The sequence below is a fragment of the Massilibacteroides sp. genome (assembly GCF_028705895.1).
In the GTDB taxonomy this organism is placed as follows: domain Bacteria; phylum Bacteroidota; class Bacteroidia; order Bacteroidales; family Tannerellaceae; genus Massilibacteroides.
The window spans coordinates 157,490-178,215 of the sequence record NZ_JAQWCQ010000001.1 but is presented as its reverse complement, the minus strand read 5'-3'; the positions used below and the strand labels follow the sequence as shown (position 1 = coordinate 178,215).

The window sequence follows — 20,726 nt, the reverse complement described above, 5'->3', positions numbered from 1 at the left end:
GGAAACCTTCAAACGGTATAAACGACCCTCCAAACAGACAATAAAAAAAGCAGCCACATCTCTGTAACTGCTTCATAATTTATGAGCCGAAAGCCGGACTCGAACCGGCGACCTATTCATTACGAATGAATTGCTCTACCAACTGAGCTATTTCGGCAGGAGTTTTTTATTCGGGCACAAAGGTAAAAAGTTATTCGATATCAGAAAGGAGTTTTTCTAAAAAATCATCTAAATCTGCATCCATATCTTTTAGTAAAGGGTCGTCTAACCGTAGGAGCTCGTCATCGATAAAAAGCAATTCTTCGATGTCAGTAAACTCTTCATCTGAGAGATTTACTGAAAAGGGTTTTGCAATACAAGACCGATCAAACACTTCTTTTGAAGCTAAAGAGACTAAAGCGGACTTAATCACAGACTCCGCATGTTTATTAAAGACTTCTTCAGGTTGTTTGTTTTCAACCCAATCGAATATAACAATCTTTCCAAGAGGCTGTTCGTCCTCACTAAAGATTGATAATTCTCCGCTTTCGCGGTCTATTTGTACATGTAAGTCGTTAATTTGATTTGCTGAACCGTCCTGCTCTAACTTATCCAGCACTGCAATAAATGCAGATTCAATCAAAGCTTGTATTTTTGTATTATTCGAACCCATTTCCTTCTGATCTTATTGAGGAGAACAAAGGTAGTAATAATATTATGAATAGAGGATTATGTTTCTTCAAATTGAATATTAAGCACCTTGTTTTCCTTAATACGCTCTTTCAGAACAATAACATACTGTTCTAACAAATTAGCGTCTTTTGAATCATCTCCTTTGTTTTTAAAGAAATCCCTTGCTTTTTCCGCCCATTTTAAAGCTTCCTGGTAATCACCTTGCATTTCTTTTGCGAATGCTAAATTAGAGGCTATTTTGGCTTTGTTTTTTTCATTCGTTATTTTCTCAAACATGGATAGCCAGACTGATTCCGCAGCATCCCATCTTTGCGTATTAGCATAGGCTGTTGCTCGTTTCCATTCCGTAGTCGGTCCGGTATAAAACCAACGCATCTCGTTTTGCCAATGAGGAACAAAATTAGGAGAGGCAAGTTCTCCAATATATTTAGCTGCTTCCCTGAGGGCATTTTCGGGACTGGGTAAGTATGCGTTTAATTCTTCTAAACTCCCTCCTTCTTCAGCCCAGAATACACTGTCATTGAGGAATACAGTTGCCAGAGAATTGTTTCTTTCCGGCAGGTAGGCACGTATCACTCCTGCTATTTTCACATTAATAAACCCAACAAAGAAACCATTTGGCATAGCTGTTACAACCTTTGTCATATCAAATAAAAGACGATCTATAGAGATTATAGCATCCGTCTGTGTTTCTTCACAAAGCGTCTGAACGGTTTCCTTTGTCAGCTTTTTGTCCGTAATATATTGGTCGTCTGTTCGGGTGGATTCATTAAAAAGCCGCACATCACTAAAGTAGTCGGTTTCAAGAATAGCAAGTCCTAAAGCCCGTCCGGCATCAAACAAGGCACTGTCCGCTTTCGCACGGGCAGTGTCTTGTGTTGCATTCATATATTTATATTCATACCCAACCTTCTCTGGTTGAGGAACAGCGTTGTTAACAATAAGAATAGTATTTACTCTGCTCGGAAACGTAATTTCTGCCGGTTTATGTGTCTCTATATTAATATAATTAATTGTATTACAAGACGACAGAATTACCACTAATAAAGTTAATAACAACGCATTTTTCATGAAATTAATTTGTTTAGAATTCCAAATCGCTTATCGCTTTGAAATAACCGATGGATTCTGCAATACCTAAGAATGGGTCTTTCATATCTTTTTCATATTCCAGACTACATGCACCGGTATAGTTGACTTCACGCAGTGCTTTAATCAATGCGGGGAAGTCTATTTTTCCTCGACCTATTTCAATACCTCTTCCGGCTTTCGAAGAATCCGTCACATCTTTAATATGCATGTCAAATACACGCGTGTGATATTTCTTCAAATCGGCAACCGGATCACATCCGTTTCTTAAATCATGGCCAATATCAAGACACATCCCGATACGGGCATCTAAGTTTTTCGTATTCTCCCATACGTCCGTTGCATCAGGATACGTCTTAATGTCCGGTCCGTGCAAATGAATCGCATATTTGAAGTCATACTCTTTTACTTTCTTGTCCACGTAAGGCAATAGTTCATAATTGGGAACGCCAACGATCAACTTCACCCCTACTCGTTTTGCATATTCAAAGCCTTTGTCGATTTCTTCTTCGGTTTTCATGTAGATAGGACCAACGGCATATCCGGTCACTCCGTAAGAGGCACATTTCTCATGAAAAACCTTGATTTCCTCATCGGTACTTTTGAATGGCAAATGAAAATCTTTGATACAAAGATAATGGATATCTAAACTTTTCAAAGTTTTCAGCGTAGTTTCCAAATCGAAATGTACAAATGTGTAACCTGCCATTCCTAATTTAAATGGATTCACGGCTTTGGGAGCTTTCGGTTTAACCGGATCGGGCAACCCGAAGGCATGCCCTAATGAGGCCGTACCCATAAGCAAAGCTCCCGCGAGTCCTTGTTTGAAGAATGATCTTCTTGAGTGTTTCATTGTATTGTTATTTAATCAGTTAATAATAGACCGTGTCGGATGTTTGCGAACACAATGTAAAAATACTGATTTATTTTAGAATACCCTCACTTCACTCCTTTTTTTGTTATCATTCTATCTCCTCACTCTTATTTATTTAATGCAGCTATGCTTTCCTCGATAGTTTTTATTTTACTTTCTGCGTCTGCCTGTTTTTTACGCTCATTATCGACAATTTCAGGCTTAGCATTGGCTACAAACTTTTCATTGCTCAATTTACCTTTTACTGATTTTAGAAAACCTTTGAGATAAACAAGTTCGTCATTCAACTTTTTCAATTCTGCTTCCACATCGATATTATTTCCAAGCGGAACAGCATATTCGGTTGTTCCGACTAAGAAGGAAGCTGCAGTAGCGTCTTTTTCCGTTACAATCTTTATTGAATCAAGATTTGCCATTTTTGTGATCGCTTTATCAAACGCACCATTGTGCGAACCGGCCACTTCAAGGGATAATAATTCTTTATTGGGAATATTCTTTTGCAGTCGAATAGAACGGACACCGGCAATAATTTCTTTCACTCTCTCGAATGTCGTGATCACCTGCTCATCAAAACCTGCGTCTTCAGGCATGAGGGCAACCATTATGCTTTCATCTTTTTTGCGTTCAGCTAATGCTTGCCACAATTCTTCCGTAATAAACGGCATGAATGGATGCAATAAACGGAGCAATGAATCAAAGTATCCTAAGGTTACGTCATAAGTCGCTTTATCAATCGGTTGCTGATAGCCTGGTTTAACAAGCTCCAGATACCAGGATGAAAATTCATCCCAGAACAATTTGTAAACAGCCATTAACGCTTCTGATAAGCGGTATTTATTAAACAAATCGTCCACTTCTGCAACTGTTTTGTTCAGCACATTGCCAAACCAATCCACGGCAATCTTCGCCGACTCCGGTTGTTCTATATCGGTACTCACTTCCCATCCCTTTACAAGGCGGAAAGCATTCCATATCTTGTTGTTGAAATTACGTCCTTGTTCACAAAGGCTCTCATCAAAAGGAATATCGTTTCCCGCCGGTGCTGTCAACATTAATCCCATACGAACACCATCTGCTCCGTATTGCTCAATAAGGGCTAATGGGTCAGGAGAGTTTCCTAATGATTTAGACATTTTACGCCCCAGTTTGTCGCGTACGATTCCCGTAAAATAAACATTCTTAAAGGGCTTATCTTTATTGTATTCATAACCCGCCATAATCATACGGGCTACCCAGAAGAAAATAATATCCGGACCGGTTACTAAGTCATTCGTCGGGTAATAATAGTTTATCTCTTCATTTCCCGGATTATTTATTCCATCAAAAAGCGAGATAGGCCATAACCAGGAAGAGAACCAGGTATCCAAACAGTCTTCATCCTGCCGTAAGTCTGCTATAGTCAAAGAAGCATTGCCTGTTTTTTCTTTTGCCGCAGTTAAGGCTTGTTCGGCTGTTTCAGCAACGACGAATCCACCTTCGGGAAGGAAATAAGCAGGAATCCGATGTCCCCACCAGAGTTGGCGTGAAATACACCAGTCCTTCACATTCTCCATCCAATAGCGGTAAGTATTCTTGAATTTAGAAGGGTAGAAACGAATATCGTCATTCATCACAGAGTCTAAGGCCGGCTTGGCCAAACCTTCCATTTTGAGAAACCACTGCATGGAGAGTTTTGGTTCAATCACCACATTCGTACGTTCCGAATAGCCAACTTTATTTTCATAATTTTCTACCTTTTCCATTAATCCTGCAGCTTCCAGATCAAGTGCAATCTGCTTTCGAACGTCAAAACGATCCTGACCAATATAAAGTTGACCGGCCTCGCTGATAGTTCCGTTATCATTGAACACATCAATAGTCGGCAGATTATACTTTTCGCCCAGCATATAGTCGTTTACATCGTGTGCCGGAGTAACTTTCAAACATCCCGTACCGAATTCCATATCTACATATTCGTCCATAATAATAGGAACGGCACGGTTCACCAACGGCACGATTACTTTCTTGTCTTTCAGGAATGCATATCGCGGATCGTTCGGATTTACGCAAACAGCCGTATCTCCCAGAATCGTCTCCGGACGAGTTGTAGCAACGATAATATAGTTATCCGTATCTCCTTCTATTTTGTAACGCAGGTAATATAGTTTACTGTGTTCTTCCTTATAAATTACTTCTTCATCAGAAAGGGCCGTAAGTGCTTTCGGATCCCAGTTCACCATACGCACGCCCCTATAGATCAAACCTTTATTATAAAGGTCAATAAAAACTTTGATCACACTTTCCGAACGGATTTCATCCATCGTAAAGGCTGTTCTATCCCAGTCGCACGAAGCGCCTAATTTCCGTAATTGTTGAAGAATGATACCTCCATGTTCTTCTTTCCATTCCCAAGCATGTTTCAGGAAGTCTTCCCGACTCAGGTCTTTTTTATTAATTCCCTGCTCGGCTAATCGGCCAACAACTTTCGCCTCCGTGGCAATAGAAGCATGGTCGGTACCCGGAACCCAGCAAGCATTTTTTCCTTTCATACGGGCACGGCGAACCAGAATATCCTGTATCGTATTGTTCAACATGTGTCCCATATGCAATACACCGGTGACGTTAGGTGGCGGGATGACTATCGTATAAGGTTCGCGACCATCGGGTTTCGACTTAAAATAACCATTCTCTAACCAATAGGCATACCATTTCCCCTCTACGTCCTGAGGATTGTATTTGCTTGCTATTTCCATTTATCTGTAAATTAATAAACTGTTATTCTTTGTTTTCCGGCGAATAAACTCACCGCAAGATGCAAAAGTATAAAATATTCAGTATTGTCGGGTTATTTTCTGTGGAAACAGATTCCTGTCAATTATTCTCAACGACACTATTCTTATCAAAAACGTTTAAATACAAACAATTACGAAAACACCGTATTGTTTTCGTGTTACATTTGTGAATATATTAAACGAATTCAGATGCAGATTATGAAACGACAAAACATTACCTTGTTTATCTTATTCTTCTTTTTACTTTTTTCCTGCACAAGTAAAACGACAAAACAAACACCTGTTCTTGCATTAGAGGATTCGGCAGCTATTGTTGAAGAGCCGGAAATCCCTTTACCTGAATTAGAAGAAGGTGAAGTCTATTACAAAAATAAAGATCCATTCAATGGCGTGGTCGATTTGACAGGTACGCAGATGGTTGCCGACACAGTCATTTTCAAACTCGGTGAAACAGAGATGTTGATAAAAGACAATCGGCTTATTATGAAGAATATCAACGCTCCGATCCGGGTATTTCAATTACCGGATCTGAAATTTATCGGAGAACGTGGCACGGTAGGTAACGGGCCGAATGAATTTTTGGCTTACTCACTTATTCTCAGTTGTGACGACGACGTTCTTAGTTACGTTTATAACAAAGGGTATATTTATAAAATAACAACCGACGATGAATTAGTCTTCAACAGATATAAATTCACTGATAAGATAAAACAATTTGATGAAAAACAGATGGCCGAAACCAAGAAGGATAATTTTGTCTATATTGAAAACAGTAAAACGGGCAAAAGTATCTTTCACGTGAACTTTGAAAATGACACAGCTGTCCATAAAGAAATCCTGAGCTTAGCTCTCACTTCCCGAATGAAATCATGGGTTCCATATATCGGAGACTTTGTTGTCAATCCGCAAAGGAATAGAATGGCCTATGCCTATAAATACTTCAAGATTATCAAATTCATGGATCTTGAGGCAAAAACGATTCGGACAATTAATTTCGAAAAGGAAAAGTTTGATGAAGGTACGTTATACAAACTCGATGGAATGGATCAAAACACCACGCATTACTGGGGAGCATGTGCAGGGAAAGACTATGTTTACTTTCTGTATAGCGGCAGAACGCCATCCGATGTATGGAAGGAGGGTCAAAAAGGACTCCATTATATCTTTGTAGAACAATACGACTGGAATGGAAATCCGATCAAGAAATACAAATTGGATCAATGGGGACGTTTTACTGTTGACGAAAAAGATCAGAAGATCTATTTGGCTTCTACTAATCATGATGATCCGTTCTTCATCTATAATCTGCCGGTAATTCATTAAAAAAAGCAGGAAGAACCGTTGGATGGACTTCCTGCCTGATTTGATTTTGTCAGTTAATCAGAAACGGATTATTTCTCTACTGTCAGCTTATAAATACAATGACTTTTGTAAGTTTCACCCGGATTAACTGTTGTCGTAGGGAAATCGGGGTGATTCGGGCTGTCCGGATAATGCTGAGTTTCCAGACAGAGTGCACCACGGTGATTGTAGATAGCTCCTAATTTACCTTTATCTTCAGTCATAAAGTTACCGGAATAAAACTGAAGACCCGGTTCGTTGGTATAAACTTCTAAGCTGATACCAGTTTTCGGGCTGATAACTTTTGCTGCGATTCCGCTAATGTTACCTTTCGTATTCAACACCCAGTTATGATCATATCCTTTACCTTTTACTAATTGGTCAAAGTCATCGTTAATATGATCTCCGATAACTATTGGAGCACGCAGATCCATAGGCGTACCTTCTACTGAAGGAAGCTCTCCTGTTGGAATCAACAAACTGTCCACCGGAGTGTAAGTGTCCGCATTGATTGAAATAACATGATCAACAATAGAAGCCGTTGTTCCGGAAAGATTGAAATAACTATGGTTCGTAAGGTTGATTACTGTCGGTTTATCCGTTGTCGCTTCATAAGCGATATCAACTGCATTATCGTCAGTCAATGTATAAACCACTTTGATATTGACATTACCGGGGAAGCCGGCTTCGCCGTCAGGAGAAAGATATGTAAGTTCTAACGCCTGATCGTTCAATTGTTTGGCATTCCATACAAGGGTATGATAGCCTTTCGGACCGCCATGAAGACAATGACCGTTATTGTTTTGCGGAAGTGTGTATTCCGTACCATTTAAGGTAAATTTACCTTGAGCAATACGATTGCCGTAACGTCCGATAAGTGCGCCGTAATTACCATCCGTATTTACATACTGCGCGATATTGTCATATCCCAGCACCACGTCAGTCAGTTTTCCGTCTCTATCGGGAACCATCAACGACACCAAACGTCCACCATAATTTGTGATACAAGCTTCAACCCCGTTTTTGTTTTTCAGCACGTACAATGCAGTCGGTTTACCCTCCACTTCGGAAATAAAATCAGTTTTCTTTAGTCCCGAAAGAGTGGCTTCTTCCTTTTTTTCAGAGCAAGACAGCAATACCACCATTGCCATCACGGCTAAGCATAATTTTTTCATCTTATTAAATTAGTTTTTGTGAATATTTTCATGATGAAGACAAATATACGCCTAAATCTATTTTATCCACGCAACATATACCCTTTTTTTGACAGAGAAACTATTGAAACAGATTCGTCTATCTTTATCGCCTTACGAAGATAGGATATCTGTACATTCAACGCCAAAGAATTTGCGTAGGAGTCATTTCCCCAGACAGCAGTAAGTAAGATTTCGCGCGACACAGCCATGTTTAAATTACGGGACAGCAAAACTAATAGTTCGGCTTGCCGGGAAGTGATCAATGTTTTTTGATTACCACAACGAAGTTCGTTTGTGTTAAAATTAAACTCAGTCTTTCCGAAACGAAAAAGTTCTGCGGATGTACTTTCATTAAGCGATAATGCAAAACGCTCCCGGATGCGGGCGATTAGTTCTTCGGGATAAAAAGGTTTGGCAATATAGTCATTCCCTTTCAGGCTGAAGCCCTTTAAGCGATCGCTTTTGTCCGACCTGTCCGAAAGAAAAAAGATCAGCACATGTTGGTCTATCCCGCGTATTCGCTCAGCCACTTCGAAGCCATTCAACTCCGGCATATTGATATCCAACAATACCAAATCCGGTTTCTCTCGTTTATATTGTTCTAAGGCCATGGCACCGTTTCCAACATAAGCCACCTCGTAACCTTCCTGCTCAAGGTATTTTTTCAAAAGCAAAGCATACTTCAGATCATCGTCGGCGAACAGTATTTTCAATATCTTTTTCATTGCGGTAACTGAATGAGTATGCTTGTTCCTTCACCCAACCGGCTTTTCAAATCGATTGTCCCATGATGCGCTTCAACGATCAGTTTCACATAGCTCAATCCCAATCCAACACCCGGTATTTCATTTTTCGACACATTATTTCCTCTGTAGAATTTTTCAAACACTTGTTCTTGCTCAGAGCGACTGATACCTATTCCATTGTCTGCCACACGTAGTCGAAAACTTTTATTTTTCATCTCGGCCTCTATCCTGATTTGAACTTCGCTTCCTGAATATTTTATCGCATTCTCAACTAAATTAGTCAGTAAATTGGAAAGATGAACCGGATCTGCTTCTATCGTCAGTTCTGGCGGCATACAGTTAACCGAAAAATTTATGACTTTGCCGGACGGCTTTTGTACCGTCCGAAGCGTTTTTTCTATACTTTCTCTTATTATAAAAGGTTTCGTATTGAGTAGAAATTCGCCATTATCCACACGTGCCATATCTTTTAGTTTGGTCAGATAAGCAGACAGGCTGTCTAACTCGTGGAATGAATCCTGTACCACCTGTTCTCGCATGTTCTTATCCGTTTCCGTATCCTTGTTGTTAAGGAAAGAGATCAGCATCTTTAAGGTCTGGACAGGGCGCCTCAACTCATGAATCATGGTGTTTACAAAACTATATTGCAGGGCGTTCAGTTCCCTTTGCCGGAAAATAATACGCAGTTGGAATAACAGGCAACCGATTAATATCGATATGAAAACGAATCCCAGCACCAATTGAAAAAGCATATCCCTAAGTAAGGGATTGACCGGTATCTGAATAGAGAACGACATGTCTTTGTTCTCTAACGGACTGTAAGGGTAGATCAATTCCATCGAAGGAGCCAGTAATGTTCCCGTTTTCTGCCATTGCATATCCCATAAAATAGAATCCGAACGAAACAGAAAACTTGTACAGGTGATTTCAGGAATACGTTCGGCGATTAATGAATCGACCTTTTCTTTATTCAATGGTGATTTTGCCTCCGCGATATAATGAGAAAGAGCATTGTAGAAAATGCTTTCCGTTGCTTTTATGTCAAATGTGTCCGTTTTTTTCCATTGGATGTCTTGGATATCATTGATTGATGAGGAGTCTAACTGTCCGTTTTTGTCTTGTTTTAAACTTAATGACAGCGGAAGGTTCTTGCTTTTTTCGCCAACAGAAATAACCACTTTATTCCGGGCGTTGCTTTTGTCTTCACTGTAATCAGAACTGATATTGTATCGGTAAGTGAATGCCTTCTTTGCTTTATTATTTCTGCTCTGGTAATCTTCCGTCATCACCTCTTCTATTTCTTTCGCTAAACCGGAAGCATAGTTGTCGGTTGCATAAACAAGTTGGCTATGAAGCCAATATATCTGCATTCCGATAACCAGACAGGCTGAAATAATCGTAAGCCACCAGACAATTCTCACATTTTCCCTCATCTATTTGTCTTGTTTTAGGCAAAGATAAATAACAGTATCCGACTTTAAGATGTACGCGAAAGCTTATTTTAAGCAGCGTAATATTTGAGTAATAAAATCAGACTGTTTTCTGCATAGTCGCGTCTTACTTTTGATTTGTCAATTATTAAACAATTATTGCATGAAAACAAGAGTATGGATAATGTTATTCTTTTTCTTTGTTGCGTTTGCCGGGAAATCCCAGTTACAATTGCAGGTGATTAATACAAGCGAAGTTCTAAAGGCCGACTCGATCGATGAGGTCTTGTTTACCGCCCAATATGAAGCCGTATTTACTCCGGACAGCTTGAAACCAGACAAGAAGGACTCGGAAGTTATGTTACTGAAAGTCGGCAAAAAATGTTCTTCTTTTTATAGTTATGTGAAATATCTGACCGACTCTATAATTGAAGCAGATAAGGCTTCCGGAGCTCCATTAGAAGTGATACAGGAGCATTTGAAACAATACAATCCAAAAATAAAAACAATACTGTTTAAGAATTTCCCTTCCGGTAAAACTACGACACTGGATCAATTAGCTATGTCTAAATTTATATGCGAAGAAAAGACCGAAATGCGGGAATGGGTTCTTCATGAGGATACTTGTACTGTTTTGAATTATTTGTGCAAAAAGGCGACTTGCAGGTTTAAAGGACGCGATTATACCGCCTGGTTTACTCCGGAAATTCCGCGAAGTGAAGGGCCCTGGAAATTACAAGGCCTACCGGGACTGATTCTTCGTGCAGAAGATAGCAGAGGGCATTACACCTTTAACTGTACGGGTATTGAGCAACAACATGAATTGGGAAAGATCACGATCGAGAAAAGTAACCGTCAACCCATTTCCCGAAAAGATCTGAACAAACAATACGAAAGATATATGGCAGACCCAATAGGGTTTATCGCCTCAGTAAATCCGAATATGAAAATAACAATCACAGATGAAAGTGGTAAAGCAACGTCTGGTCCGAAAAACATGTCCTATAATCCAATTGAGCTGACGGAAAAATGATATTGGATAAGAGATACACACACTTGATCTTGATTTTATGCGTCAGCATGTCCTGTTATTCTTCCCGTGTAGTCGCGCAACAGGTGGTTACCGGGAAAATAACGGATCACAAAACGGAAATAGCTGTCGAGTATGCTGCGGTAACACTGACTTACGGAAAATCGGAGAAAATACTTATGTACACGCTAACGGATCAAGCGGGTGAATTTAGTTTGCCGTGCAAAGAAATTTGTGACTCTTTGTTTCTCTCCGTCTCGCTTTTAGGTTACAAACCGGTGAAGATACCTGCACAAACCGGACAACGATTACATATACAGCTCGAACAGCAAACGTTCAGTCTTAAAGAAGTGGAAATACGTCCCGGAAGGGTATGGGGCAGACGGGATACTATCAATTATGATGTGGCCTCTTTTATTTCTCCGAATGACGAATCAATCAAAGATGTTCTTCGGAAATTACCCGGTGTCGATGTAAGCGACTTAAATGGAAAAATCTCTTATAATGGTAAAGAGATCAGCAACTTTTATGTCGAAAACATGGAACTGATGGGCGGAAAGTATAATCAATTGGCAAAAGGGCTTAAAGCATTGGCTGTGGATAAGGTGCAGATTTTGGACAATCATCAGCCGGTACGTATGTTGCGCGATAAAGTTTTGACCGAAAATGTTGCGCTTAACATCAAATTAAAACCCGAATTCAAAGACCGATGGATGGGGAATATAAGCGGAGGATTAGGCGCTAACAAAGAACAGCTGCTTTGGGAAAGTGATGCCAATGCCATACAAATCAGCCGTAAGAGTCAGTCCGCCTATTTCTACAAAGGGAATAATACCGGCGATGATGTTAGTCTGGAACAGCAGGATCTGACACATAGTACTACGAAAACAAACAAACCGTCACTTCATCCGTTTGTGCCTCAACTTAGCTTATCCTCCCCTCTAAAAAGAGAACGCACGCTTTTTAATAATACTCATTCCGTATCCGGAAATCGTCTTTATAAACTAAACGAGACGATGCAACTTAAATTGAACGCCGGATATATTCATGATAAACGAGAGCAGGAAAAAGGAAGCGAAACGGTTTATTTCTTCGAAGAAGATTCGGTGCTGATCAGAGAGCAAAGAGCGGATGTACTGCATTCAAACACAGCAAACCTACAAGTTCAGTTAGAGAATAATGCGGATGATCATTACCTGATTAATAAATTCAGCATAGATGGTGATCTACAGAAAGGGCGGTCTATTTATTCAGGGAATAAGGAGATACAGCAAGAAATTGAGACCCAAAGCTTTGATGCACGAAATTATTTGCAAAACATGTGGAAACGAAAAGACTATACTTATGAATTCTATTCCCTGATGCGTTTCAGACATTTACCTTCTTCTCTAAAGGTGGATGATCGGATACGGTCGGTAAATCTGAATCATTTTTACACCGATCAGGCAGCCTCTCTTTTACGAAGCCGGAATTTTTTCACACAAAAATATACGGCAGGATTTACAACGGAGACAAGCAATTTGAAAAATGGATATAGTCTCTTTTTAAATCCTTTTTATCAATGGAAGAATACCCAATGGCGGACTACACTCAATCTCCCGGTAAGCTGGGACAGATTTCAGAAAGACGTGTTCAACCACATCTTGTTCTCTCCTTCATTTTTCGTTCAGTTCAAACCCAATTATGCCTGGTTATTTTCAGCGTCGGCCTCTCACAAAGAGCAACCGGGGTATAGGTTGGAATTTTACAATTTACCGTATTTTACGGATTACCGTACTCAATACACGCCAAATGGACAACTATCATTACAGAAACAAAACTACTACTCGCTTTACTCAGAATACAAAAATGTGATAAATGAATTTTTCAGCAGTTTGTCCCTCAATCGCTACACAAACTATTCCGATCAAACAACCGAACGAGTGCTTTATTCAGATACAATCTCCTTGGTTACCCATTCGTTGACCAATAAAGGGCAAGGCTGGAACATAAACGGAAATATCTCCAAAGGCTTTTTTAACCTACGGCTGAAAATAGCGTTTGCATTATCAATAGCTTCAAACAAGGGAGAACAGCTAAGCGATGGACTACTCATCCCTTATCGATATACCTATTTACAAGCCGAACCCAAAATAAACTGGTCGCCCGCCACAGGATGGGAAGCCAATTACGAAGCACAAATCCGCCGTAGCCTCAATCGTATCGGAGAACATCAAAAGACAGTCCTGATCAATACCATTCAGAAATTAAACCTGTCTTACACCTATAAAAACCTAAGTGCGGGAACATCACTGGAACATTATTACAACCAAATCACTCCAGAAAAGAGCCTGCACACTTTCTTCGCCGATATAAATTTCAAATGGAAAAAAGACAAATGGCAGATTCAGGCAGAGGCACAGAATTTATTTAACAAAAAACAATATGCCTATATCCAATACAATAACTTAGAACGCTACAGTTCATGGATCAACATCCGCCCTCGTGAGTTCAAGGTTACATTGAGTTACCGGTTTTAGCCCTAAAGTTCTGAAAGAATTTGTAAGTACATTAAATAAAACAGACTACATTTGTTGAAAGAGTTACAGTATCGGCAAATGTAATGATCAAAAATCTGAATCATAATACGCAAGACCACTTCTCAAAAGTATATCGTATATACTTCCCCAAATTAGTGCGTTTCTCTCAGGCTTATGTCCGGTCTGAAGAGGAAGCAGAAAATATTGTTCAGAATTTATTCCTTTATCTGTGGGAACATAAAGAAGTACTTGACTCCTTGAATAACCAAAATGCGTTCTTATTTACCTTGGTTAAAAACAGGTGTATTGATTATTTAAGAAAGCAGATACAGGCAGGAAGTAAACAATCCTTATCCGAAATAGAGGAAAAAGAGTTGGAACTCAAGCTATACTCTCTTCAGAAATTCGACGAGAACAAACTATCCCGTGAAGAAATAGATCAGATTATAACCTCAGCCATAGATTCCTTACCTCCCCGTTGTAAAGAAATTTTCATCCTAAGCCGACTTGAAGGACTGTCTCACAAAGAAATAGCCGGACGCCTTAATATTTCGACCAATACCATCGAAGGACAGATAGCAATCGCATTAAAAAAACTAAGAGTCCAATTAAAAGACTATGTTCCTCTGTTTTTATTTCTGATTTAAAGCCATCACCCTACTCTAATCAGGGAAAAACAAAGATCCTATTATACTCGGATTTAGACCTACCTCTAAATCGTTTTTAACCTACCTCTAAATCTGATTACACCTACCTCTAAATTCTAATTCATTAGGACTATTTATTTACAGGAAGATATTTTTTTATTTCTTTAGGTGGCATATCCAAAAAACTACGTCTTATTTATAAAGAGAATCTTTTTATGAACGAACTATTCGATAAATATTTTGCTGGTACCATTTCAGAGGAAGAAAAAAGCCTGCTCTTCAGTCAGTTAAGCAAGGATGAATCTTTGAAAGAAGAATTTGCCCGCCTGCAAAACGTTATGGCTGTTTCCGGAATGGCTTATATGGAAAACGATAAGCTTTACGCAGAACGTAAACTCGAAGAAATACAGAGAAGCGCAGCAAATCAAAAGATGAAACGAGCCTATATTTCCTGGACTAAATACGCCGCAGTGATTGTCTTATTGATTATTAGCTGGTTTGCTTCCAAAGAATTTGCAGTACAGAATGAAGTAGAAGAATTTACCTATATAGAAGTACCCAAAGGACAACAAATCCACGTAACGCTGGCCGATAAAAGTGAAGTGTGGCTTAGTTCCCGGTCACAATTGAAAGTCAGCAACCAATTTAACAAAAAGACAAGAAATATCGAATTAGACGGGGAAGCCTTCTTTTCCGTTCATTCCGACAAGGAGCATCCCTTTATTGTAAAAACCAGCAAATACGATATTGAAGCTACAGGAACACAATTCAATGTATTCGCCTATTCCGAAAGCCCAATCTTTGAAACAGACCTGATAGAAGGGACAGTAAGCGTTTATAAAGAAGCCGTAGATGAACAATTCTTCTTACGACCGAATGAAAAAGCATTCTTAAAAGAGGGTGTTTTAGAAAAAGCAACTTCTTCTTTCGCTCAATCCTATTATATCAAGAACGGAATCTATAGTTTTGATAATAAAACACTCAAGGAATTAGTTGACAGGTTGGAACTATGGTATGATGTAAAAATAAAGATTCAAAACCCGGAAATCGGCAACTATGCCCGATCAGGGAAATTCCGTCAGACAGACGATATAGTGAATATCCTGAATGCAATAAAAGAAACCGGAAAATTCAACTACCGTATCCTCAATGAAAACGAAATAGAACTCTATGAATAAACAACAAAACAGTTAACCTAAAAAATGAAATGCCTATGATAGAAGAATAAAAAAGTCATGGACATGACACAAAAAGGGGAATGTTGCACCATCCCCCTTCGACAATGTCAATACGTCCATTTAAAACGTGACCTTAAACAACTGTACTAACATTAATAAGCAAAGTTATGAAAAAAAACTTAGCGGATATTTTTTATGCATCAAGAACACTTAAATCGAAGAAAATAATTCATATTATGAAATTATGGACTGTTTTTACATTTGTCTGTGTGTTACAGCTCTACGCCGTGAATACCTATTCACAAAAAACCACGGTGAATATCCAGAAAAATTCACTTACACTCAATGAGCTGATTACCGAAATAGAAAAACAAACAGATTATTTATTCATCTTCAGCAAAGAAGACATCGACCTAAACCGTCAGGTAACCATCAATGGAAAGAACCATGATGTAGTTTCTATTCTTGCCGACGTGTTTAATAAAAGCGATATAGATTATACATTAAATAACACCTATATCTCACTTCGAAAAAAAGAACTTGTTGAAACCTCATTACCTCAACAAGAAAAGAAAACTCTCACCGGAAAGATCGTAGATCCGAATGGAGAACCTGTGATCGGAGCAAATGTAGTTGAAAAAGGAACTACCAATGGTACAATCACCGACATGGATGGAAATTTCAACCTGAGTGTATCTCCCAATTCTACGCTAACCGTTTCCTATATAGGCTTTAATCAACAGGAAATCGCTGTTACAGGTAAGAATACTCTGGCAATAACACTCCAGGAGGACGCAGAAGTGTTAGAGGAAGTTGTTGTGGTCGGGTATGGAACGCAAAAGAAAGTGAATTTGACAGGTTCTATAGCTTCTGTTGACAGTAAAACTTTGATGAAACGTCAGGTTGGACAGACATCGTTGGCATTACAAGGAGCAGCCCCAGGTGTAACAGTCACACAACGATCCGGTCAACCAGGACTTGATGCCGGAGATATAAAAATCAGAGGAGTAGGAACACTAAATAATTCCAGCCCATTGGTACTTGTTGATGGACTTGAGATGGGTATAAACAATATAGATGTTTCAACTATAGAATCAATTTCAGTTCTAAAAGATGCTGCATCCTCCTCTATCTATGGTTCAAAAGCAGCAAACGGTGTTATATTAATTACCACGAAACGTGCTTCAGAAGGAAAGTTTAATATCTCGTATAGTGGATACATTGCGCAGCAAAGTCCAACAAATCTTCCCAATAAGTTAAATGCGATTGACCATATCCTATTATTAAATGAGTCAAAAGTAAATGCTGGCGCAGGGGTTGTCTATACAGATGAGCAAATCCAAAACTGGAAGGAAAAGGGGAGTAGTGATAGAGACTCTTATCCGGACACGGATTGGCAGAAAGAAATACTAAAAGGAAGCGGATTACAACAAAATCATAGTTTAACTTTAACCGGAGGAACTGATAAACTAAAAGTATTAGCCTCATTAGGCTATTTAAAACAGTATGGAATAATTGACCATGTGGATTTTGAGCGTATTTCTGTACGTTTGAATACTGATTTTGCATTTACAAAGAATTTTTCTTCCTCTTTGGACTTATTTATATATAATTCAAATCGAAATTCTGTATCAAAATATGAAAGTAATTCAGGGAATTCATCAGGAACAGGTTATATCTTTTTTTTAATGAATAAACTCCCTGCTGTTCAAGCTGCGAAGTATGCAAACGGGAATTATGCAGAAGGACAGAACGGAGAAAATCCGGTGGCAAGTATTTATCAAGGAGGTTTTACAAATGAAAAATCCACACCTATTACGGGGAATATATCTTTTAAATGGGAACCTCACAAAGATTTTTCAATGCAAACTGTCTTTTCTCCATCTATTTCATATCCACTATCAAGAAGTTTTGTAAAACAAATAACAACATATAATCCTGATGGCAGTATTTTTTCACAACTACCGAGCAAATCACAATTAACAGAGCAATCTGATTATAGCAGATATTTGCAGTCCAGAACAACTGCAAACTATCATAAAACAATTGGCCTTCATAGTATCTCTGCTTTGGCTGGTTTTCAATATGAATCAAACTATTCCTCTGGCTTTAATGCATTCAGAGATGACTTTGCATTCCCTGATTATACCGTATTACAATCCGGTTCAGTAGAGAATATGAAAAATGATGGATGGGCTGGGGAAAATGTACTTTTATCTTGGTTTGGACGTGTCAATTACGACTATAAGAGCAAGTATTTATTAGAAGCAAATATAAGATATGATGGTTCCTCCAAGTTTGCCAAGGGGAAAAAATGGGGAGCCTTTCCTTCTTTTTCTGCCGGGTGGAGATTGTCAGAAGAAGCTTTCTGGAATAATTTGAGAGAGAATATTTCTAATGTGAAAATCAGAGCTTCATGGGGTACATTGGGAAATCAAAATATTGGCAATAATTATCCTTTCTCTTCCAATATTAATATGAGCACCAAGTATATTTCAGAAGATAAATTAGTTGATGGTGCTGCAGTACTAACGATGAACAATCCTAATATTACTTGGGAAACAACGACAATGTCTAACATAGGGATGGATATTAATTTATGGAATAAACTAAATGTATCGGTAGATTGGTTTCATAAAAAGACAAAAGATATATTAATGTTGTTAGACATTCCAGGTACAATGGGATTAGAACCAACCTATCAAAATGCGGGTGTTGTTGAAAACAACGGTTATGATTTGAATATTACGTATTCAGACCGTATTGGAGAATTCGACTTTGACGTATCATTTAATCTTTCAGATGTAAAAAACAAGATCACTGATCTAAAAGGAATTAATGGAACCGGATTAGTGACTAATCGTGAAGGTTACTCTATTAATTCATTATATATGAGAAAGAGTTTAGGAATACTGACAAGCGAAGATTTCAACGATGACGGATCATACAAGTGGGAACGTCAAGGTCGAGTATTAGCTCCTGGAGATTTAAGATATGCCAATCTTAATGATGATGATATTGTCAATGCAGATGACCGGGAAGTTTTGGGGTCAACAATTCCTCGTTATACGTTTGGATTAAACCTAAATGGACGATATAAAGGATTTGATCTTAATGTCATGTTACAAGGAGTAGGGAAAGTAGATGGTTATCTATCTCAAATTGCGATGTATCCATTTTGGTCAGGAGGTACAGCATTTAGCATGCACAAAGATCGTTGGACACAGGAAAATCAAAATGTAAATGCATCATTCCCTCGATTGTATTTTTATGATTCAACAAACAACTATTTAGATTCTGATTTTTACATGAAAAGTGCAGCTTATCTAAGAGTGAAAAACATTCAATTAGGCTATAAAATACCGACTTCCATATCAAAGAAAATGTTAATGGAACATTTACGCTTTTATATCTCTGGCGAGAATTTATTCACTTTTACTAATTTCTGGGATGGATGGGATCCGGAAGTATCTCCAGCTTCAAGTGGGGCATATTATCCGCAAGTAAAAACAATCAGTTTTGGAGTAGATGTCAGATTTTAATTATACAGATCACATTATGAAAACAAATAAAAATATATTCAGTATAGTCACTTTATGCATCATTTTGTTTGCATCTTGTGAAAGTACATTGGAGAAATACCCATTAAATTATCCTTCGACAGAAACATTTCTTCAAAATGAAAATGAAATAAAAATGGCTATTGTGGGGATACATTCACCATTTTATCTGTTAAATGATCAAATACCATTTATCATTTATTTTGATACGGGTTCGGATATTTCTGCAGAAAGAGATCATAAACCTGAACAGATGTACCAGAATACAACTGCAGGACAATTAAGTGGTATATGGACAAACATGTATAAATCCATAAATCGGTGTAATTTTATACTTGAGAATATAGAACGTGCTAAAGATAATGTCTCATCAGATAAAATTGAACACTATAAAGCCCAAGCTAAAGTTTTACGAGCTTATTGTTATCTCCTCTTGACATCAATGTTTGGCGATGTACCATTGATTGATCATACATTAACGCTGGAAGAAGCCTATGTAAGTAGAGAAGCAAAAAGCAATATAGTTGATTTTATTATCTCTGAATGTGATGATGCTGCTCAATATTTACAGCAAACGAATGAGCCTAACACCATGGCTATTACAAAAGGTTTTGCCTGGGCTGTGAAAGCGCGAACGGCTTTATATAATGAACGTTGGTCAGAAGTTGTCAATGCCTGTGAGAAAATTATGGAATTAGAAGGTGTTGAATATGATTTAGAACTCAATTACGGTGACATTACCATGTTGAAGGGAAAAACTTCTAAGGAAATCATTTGGGCTATTCAATATAATCAAGACGATAAGAGCCAAGGAATACCAAGTCGTATGAAGTCCAGATTAGCAGGTGGGTATTCAAATAAAATGCCTGTACAGGCGTTGGTGGACTCTTATGAGTGTATTGACGGATTATCTATTGATAAGTCGCCATTGTATGATCCTCAAAATCCATGGAAAAATAGAGACCCAAGGCTTAATCAAACAATCGTTTTACCAGGGAGTATCTTTTTCGGATATCAATTTGAAACAAATAAAGATAGCGTTAAATGCTGGGATTATAACAAGTCTCCGGCTATACGTATAAACAACTTAGATGCAACTCACGCTTATGCCAGTTTTTCAGGCTATTGCTGGCGAAAGTACTGTGATTCACTTGAATATCGCACAGATGGAGCTTCGTCAATTAATGCCATTGCATTCCGTTATGCAGATATCCTTTTAATGTATGCGGAGGCAAAAAACGAATTAAATCAGTTGGATGCATCAGCGTATGAAGCGATAAACAAAGTACGTAGAAGAGTTGGGATGCCAGAAATCACCTCTGGGAAAAACCAGCAAGAATTTAGAGCAGCAGTCAGAAAAGAACGCAAATATGAGTTGGCCGGAGAAGGACTTCGTTTATTTGACATCCGCCGCTGGCATATTGCAGATAAACTGATGAATGGTACTTGTTATGGTCGTGTTCCTACCGGATATCCGACTTCTACTCCGAAGATTGATGAGTATGGCAATCCTGACTATAGTAATTTTGCCGAAAAAGATAAATTAGGGACTAAATTAGGTGTACGCTTTTTTGATCCTGATCGTGACTATTTATCTCCAATTCCATCTTCTGAGATTCAGGCAAATTCTAATTTAACGCAAAATCCGGGTTATTAATCATTTTATTAAAAAA

At 38.5% G+C, this 20,726-nt stretch carries 14 protein-coding genes and 1 tRNA gene; 7 read left to right on the top strand and 8 right to left on the bottom strand.

Going from position 1 to position 20,726, the window contains the following annotated elements; translation table 11 throughout:
• Positions 1-84: 84 nt before the first annotated feature.
• The 5 genes from PHT93_RS00670 to PHT93_RS00650 form a co-directional block, all read right to left on the bottom strand.
• Positions 85-157 (bottom strand) — tRNA-Thr (locus tag PHT93_RS00670).
• 33 nt (positions 158-190) lie between these two features.
• Positions 191-652: a hypothetical protein gene (locus PHT93_RS00665; RefSeq protein WP_300238237.1), complete on the bottom strand. Its 462-nt coding sequence runs from the start codon at positions 650-652 to the stop codon at positions 191-193.
• A gap of 56 nt (positions 653-708) precedes the next feature.
• Entirely contained in the window at positions 709-1,743 is a 1,035-nt protein-coding gene (locus PHT93_RS00660) for a DUF6340 family protein (RefSeq protein WP_300238234.1), read from the bottom strand.
• Positions 1,744-1,756: 13 nt separating this feature from the next.
• The gene (locus PHT93_RS00655) at positions 1,757-2,614 is read right to left on the bottom strand and encodes a sugar phosphate isomerase/epimerase (protein WP_300238231.1); all 858 of its coding nucleotides are present in this window, start codon (positions 2,612-2,614) and stop codon (positions 1,757-1,759) included.
• A 128-nt stretch (positions 2,615-2,742) separates the two neighbouring features.
• Entirely contained in the window at positions 2,743-5,367 is a 2,625-nt protein-coding gene (locus PHT93_RS00650) for a valine--tRNA ligase (protein WP_300238229.1), read from the bottom strand.
• Positions 5,368-5,604: 237 nt separating this feature from the next.
• On the opposite strand from PHT93_RS00650, the gene PHT93_RS00645 reads away from it, so the two are divergent.
• A complete protein-coding gene (locus PHT93_RS00645; protein WP_300238227.1) occupies positions 5,605-6,729 on the top strand; it encodes a BF3164 family lipoprotein in 1,125 nt (374 codons plus the stop codon).
• 68 nt (positions 6,730-6,797) lie between these two features.
• Here PHT93_RS00645 and PHT93_RS00640 read toward each other — a convergent pair whose 3' ends face one another.
• The 3 genes from PHT93_RS00640 to PHT93_RS00630 form a co-directional block, all read right to left on the bottom strand.
• Positions 6,798-7,922 (bottom strand): aldose epimerase family protein, encoded by a 1,125-nt coding sequence (locus PHT93_RS00640; protein WP_300238224.1) that lies wholly within the window; start codon positions 7,920-7,922, stop codon positions 6,798-6,800.
• Between the two features lie 62 nt (positions 7,923-7,984).
• Complete coding sequence (locus PHT93_RS00635) at positions 7,985-8,668, bottom strand: response regulator transcription factor (protein WP_300238222.1); 684 nt, start codon at positions 8,666-8,668, stop codon at positions 7,985-7,987.
• Positions 8,665-10,122 carry an ATP-binding protein gene (locus PHT93_RS00630; RefSeq protein ID WP_300238220.1) on the bottom strand — a complete coding sequence of 486 codons (1,458 nt, stop codon included), beginning with the start codon at positions 10,120-10,122 and terminating at the stop codon, positions 8,665-8,667. Before PHT93_RS00630 ends, PHT93_RS00635 begins: the two co-directional genes overlap by 4 nt.
• Before the next feature lie 160 nt (positions 10,123-10,282).
• Between PHT93_RS00630 and PHT93_RS00625 the strand changes: the two genes are divergently transcribed.
• The 6 genes from PHT93_RS00625 to PHT93_RS00600 all read left to right on the top strand — a co-directional run bounded on the left by PHT93_RS00625 (position 10,283) and on the right by PHT93_RS00600 (position 20,710).
• Positions 10,283-11,152 carry a GLPGLI family protein gene (locus PHT93_RS00625; RefSeq protein WP_300238218.1) on the top strand — a complete coding sequence of 290 codons (870 nt, stop codon included), beginning with the start codon at positions 10,283-10,285 and terminating at the stop codon, positions 11,150-11,152.
• 47 nt (positions 11,153-11,199) lie between these two features.
• Positions 11,200-13,668, top strand: coding sequence for a TonB-dependent receptor (locus tag PHT93_RS00620; RefSeq protein ID WP_300238215.1), 2,469 nt, complete (start codon positions 11,200-11,202; stop codon positions 13,666-13,668).
• An 83-nt stretch (positions 13,669-13,751) separates the two neighbouring features.
• Complete coding sequence (locus PHT93_RS00615; RefSeq protein ID WP_300238213.1) at positions 13,752-14,315, top strand: RNA polymerase sigma-70 factor; 564 nt, start codon at positions 13,752-13,754, stop codon at positions 14,313-14,315.
• A 215-nt stretch (positions 14,316-14,530) separates the two neighbouring features.
• Entirely contained in the window at positions 14,531-15,493 is a 963-nt protein-coding gene (locus tag PHT93_RS00610) for a FecR family protein (RefSeq protein WP_300238210.1), read from the top strand.
• 167 nt (positions 15,494-15,660) lie between these two features.
• Positions 15,661-19,035 carry a TonB-dependent receptor gene (locus PHT93_RS00605; RefSeq protein ID WP_300238209.1) on the top strand — a complete coding sequence of 1,125 codons (3,375 nt, stop codon included), beginning with the start codon at positions 15,661-15,663 and terminating at the stop codon, positions 19,033-19,035.
• 16 nt (positions 19,036-19,051) lie between these two features.
• Positions 19,052-20,710 (top strand): RagB/SusD family nutrient uptake outer membrane protein, encoded by a 1,659-nt coding sequence (locus tag PHT93_RS00600; RefSeq protein ID WP_300238207.1) that lies wholly within the window; start codon positions 19,052-19,054, stop codon positions 20,708-20,710.
• Positions 20,711-20,726: the final 16 nt, after the last annotated feature.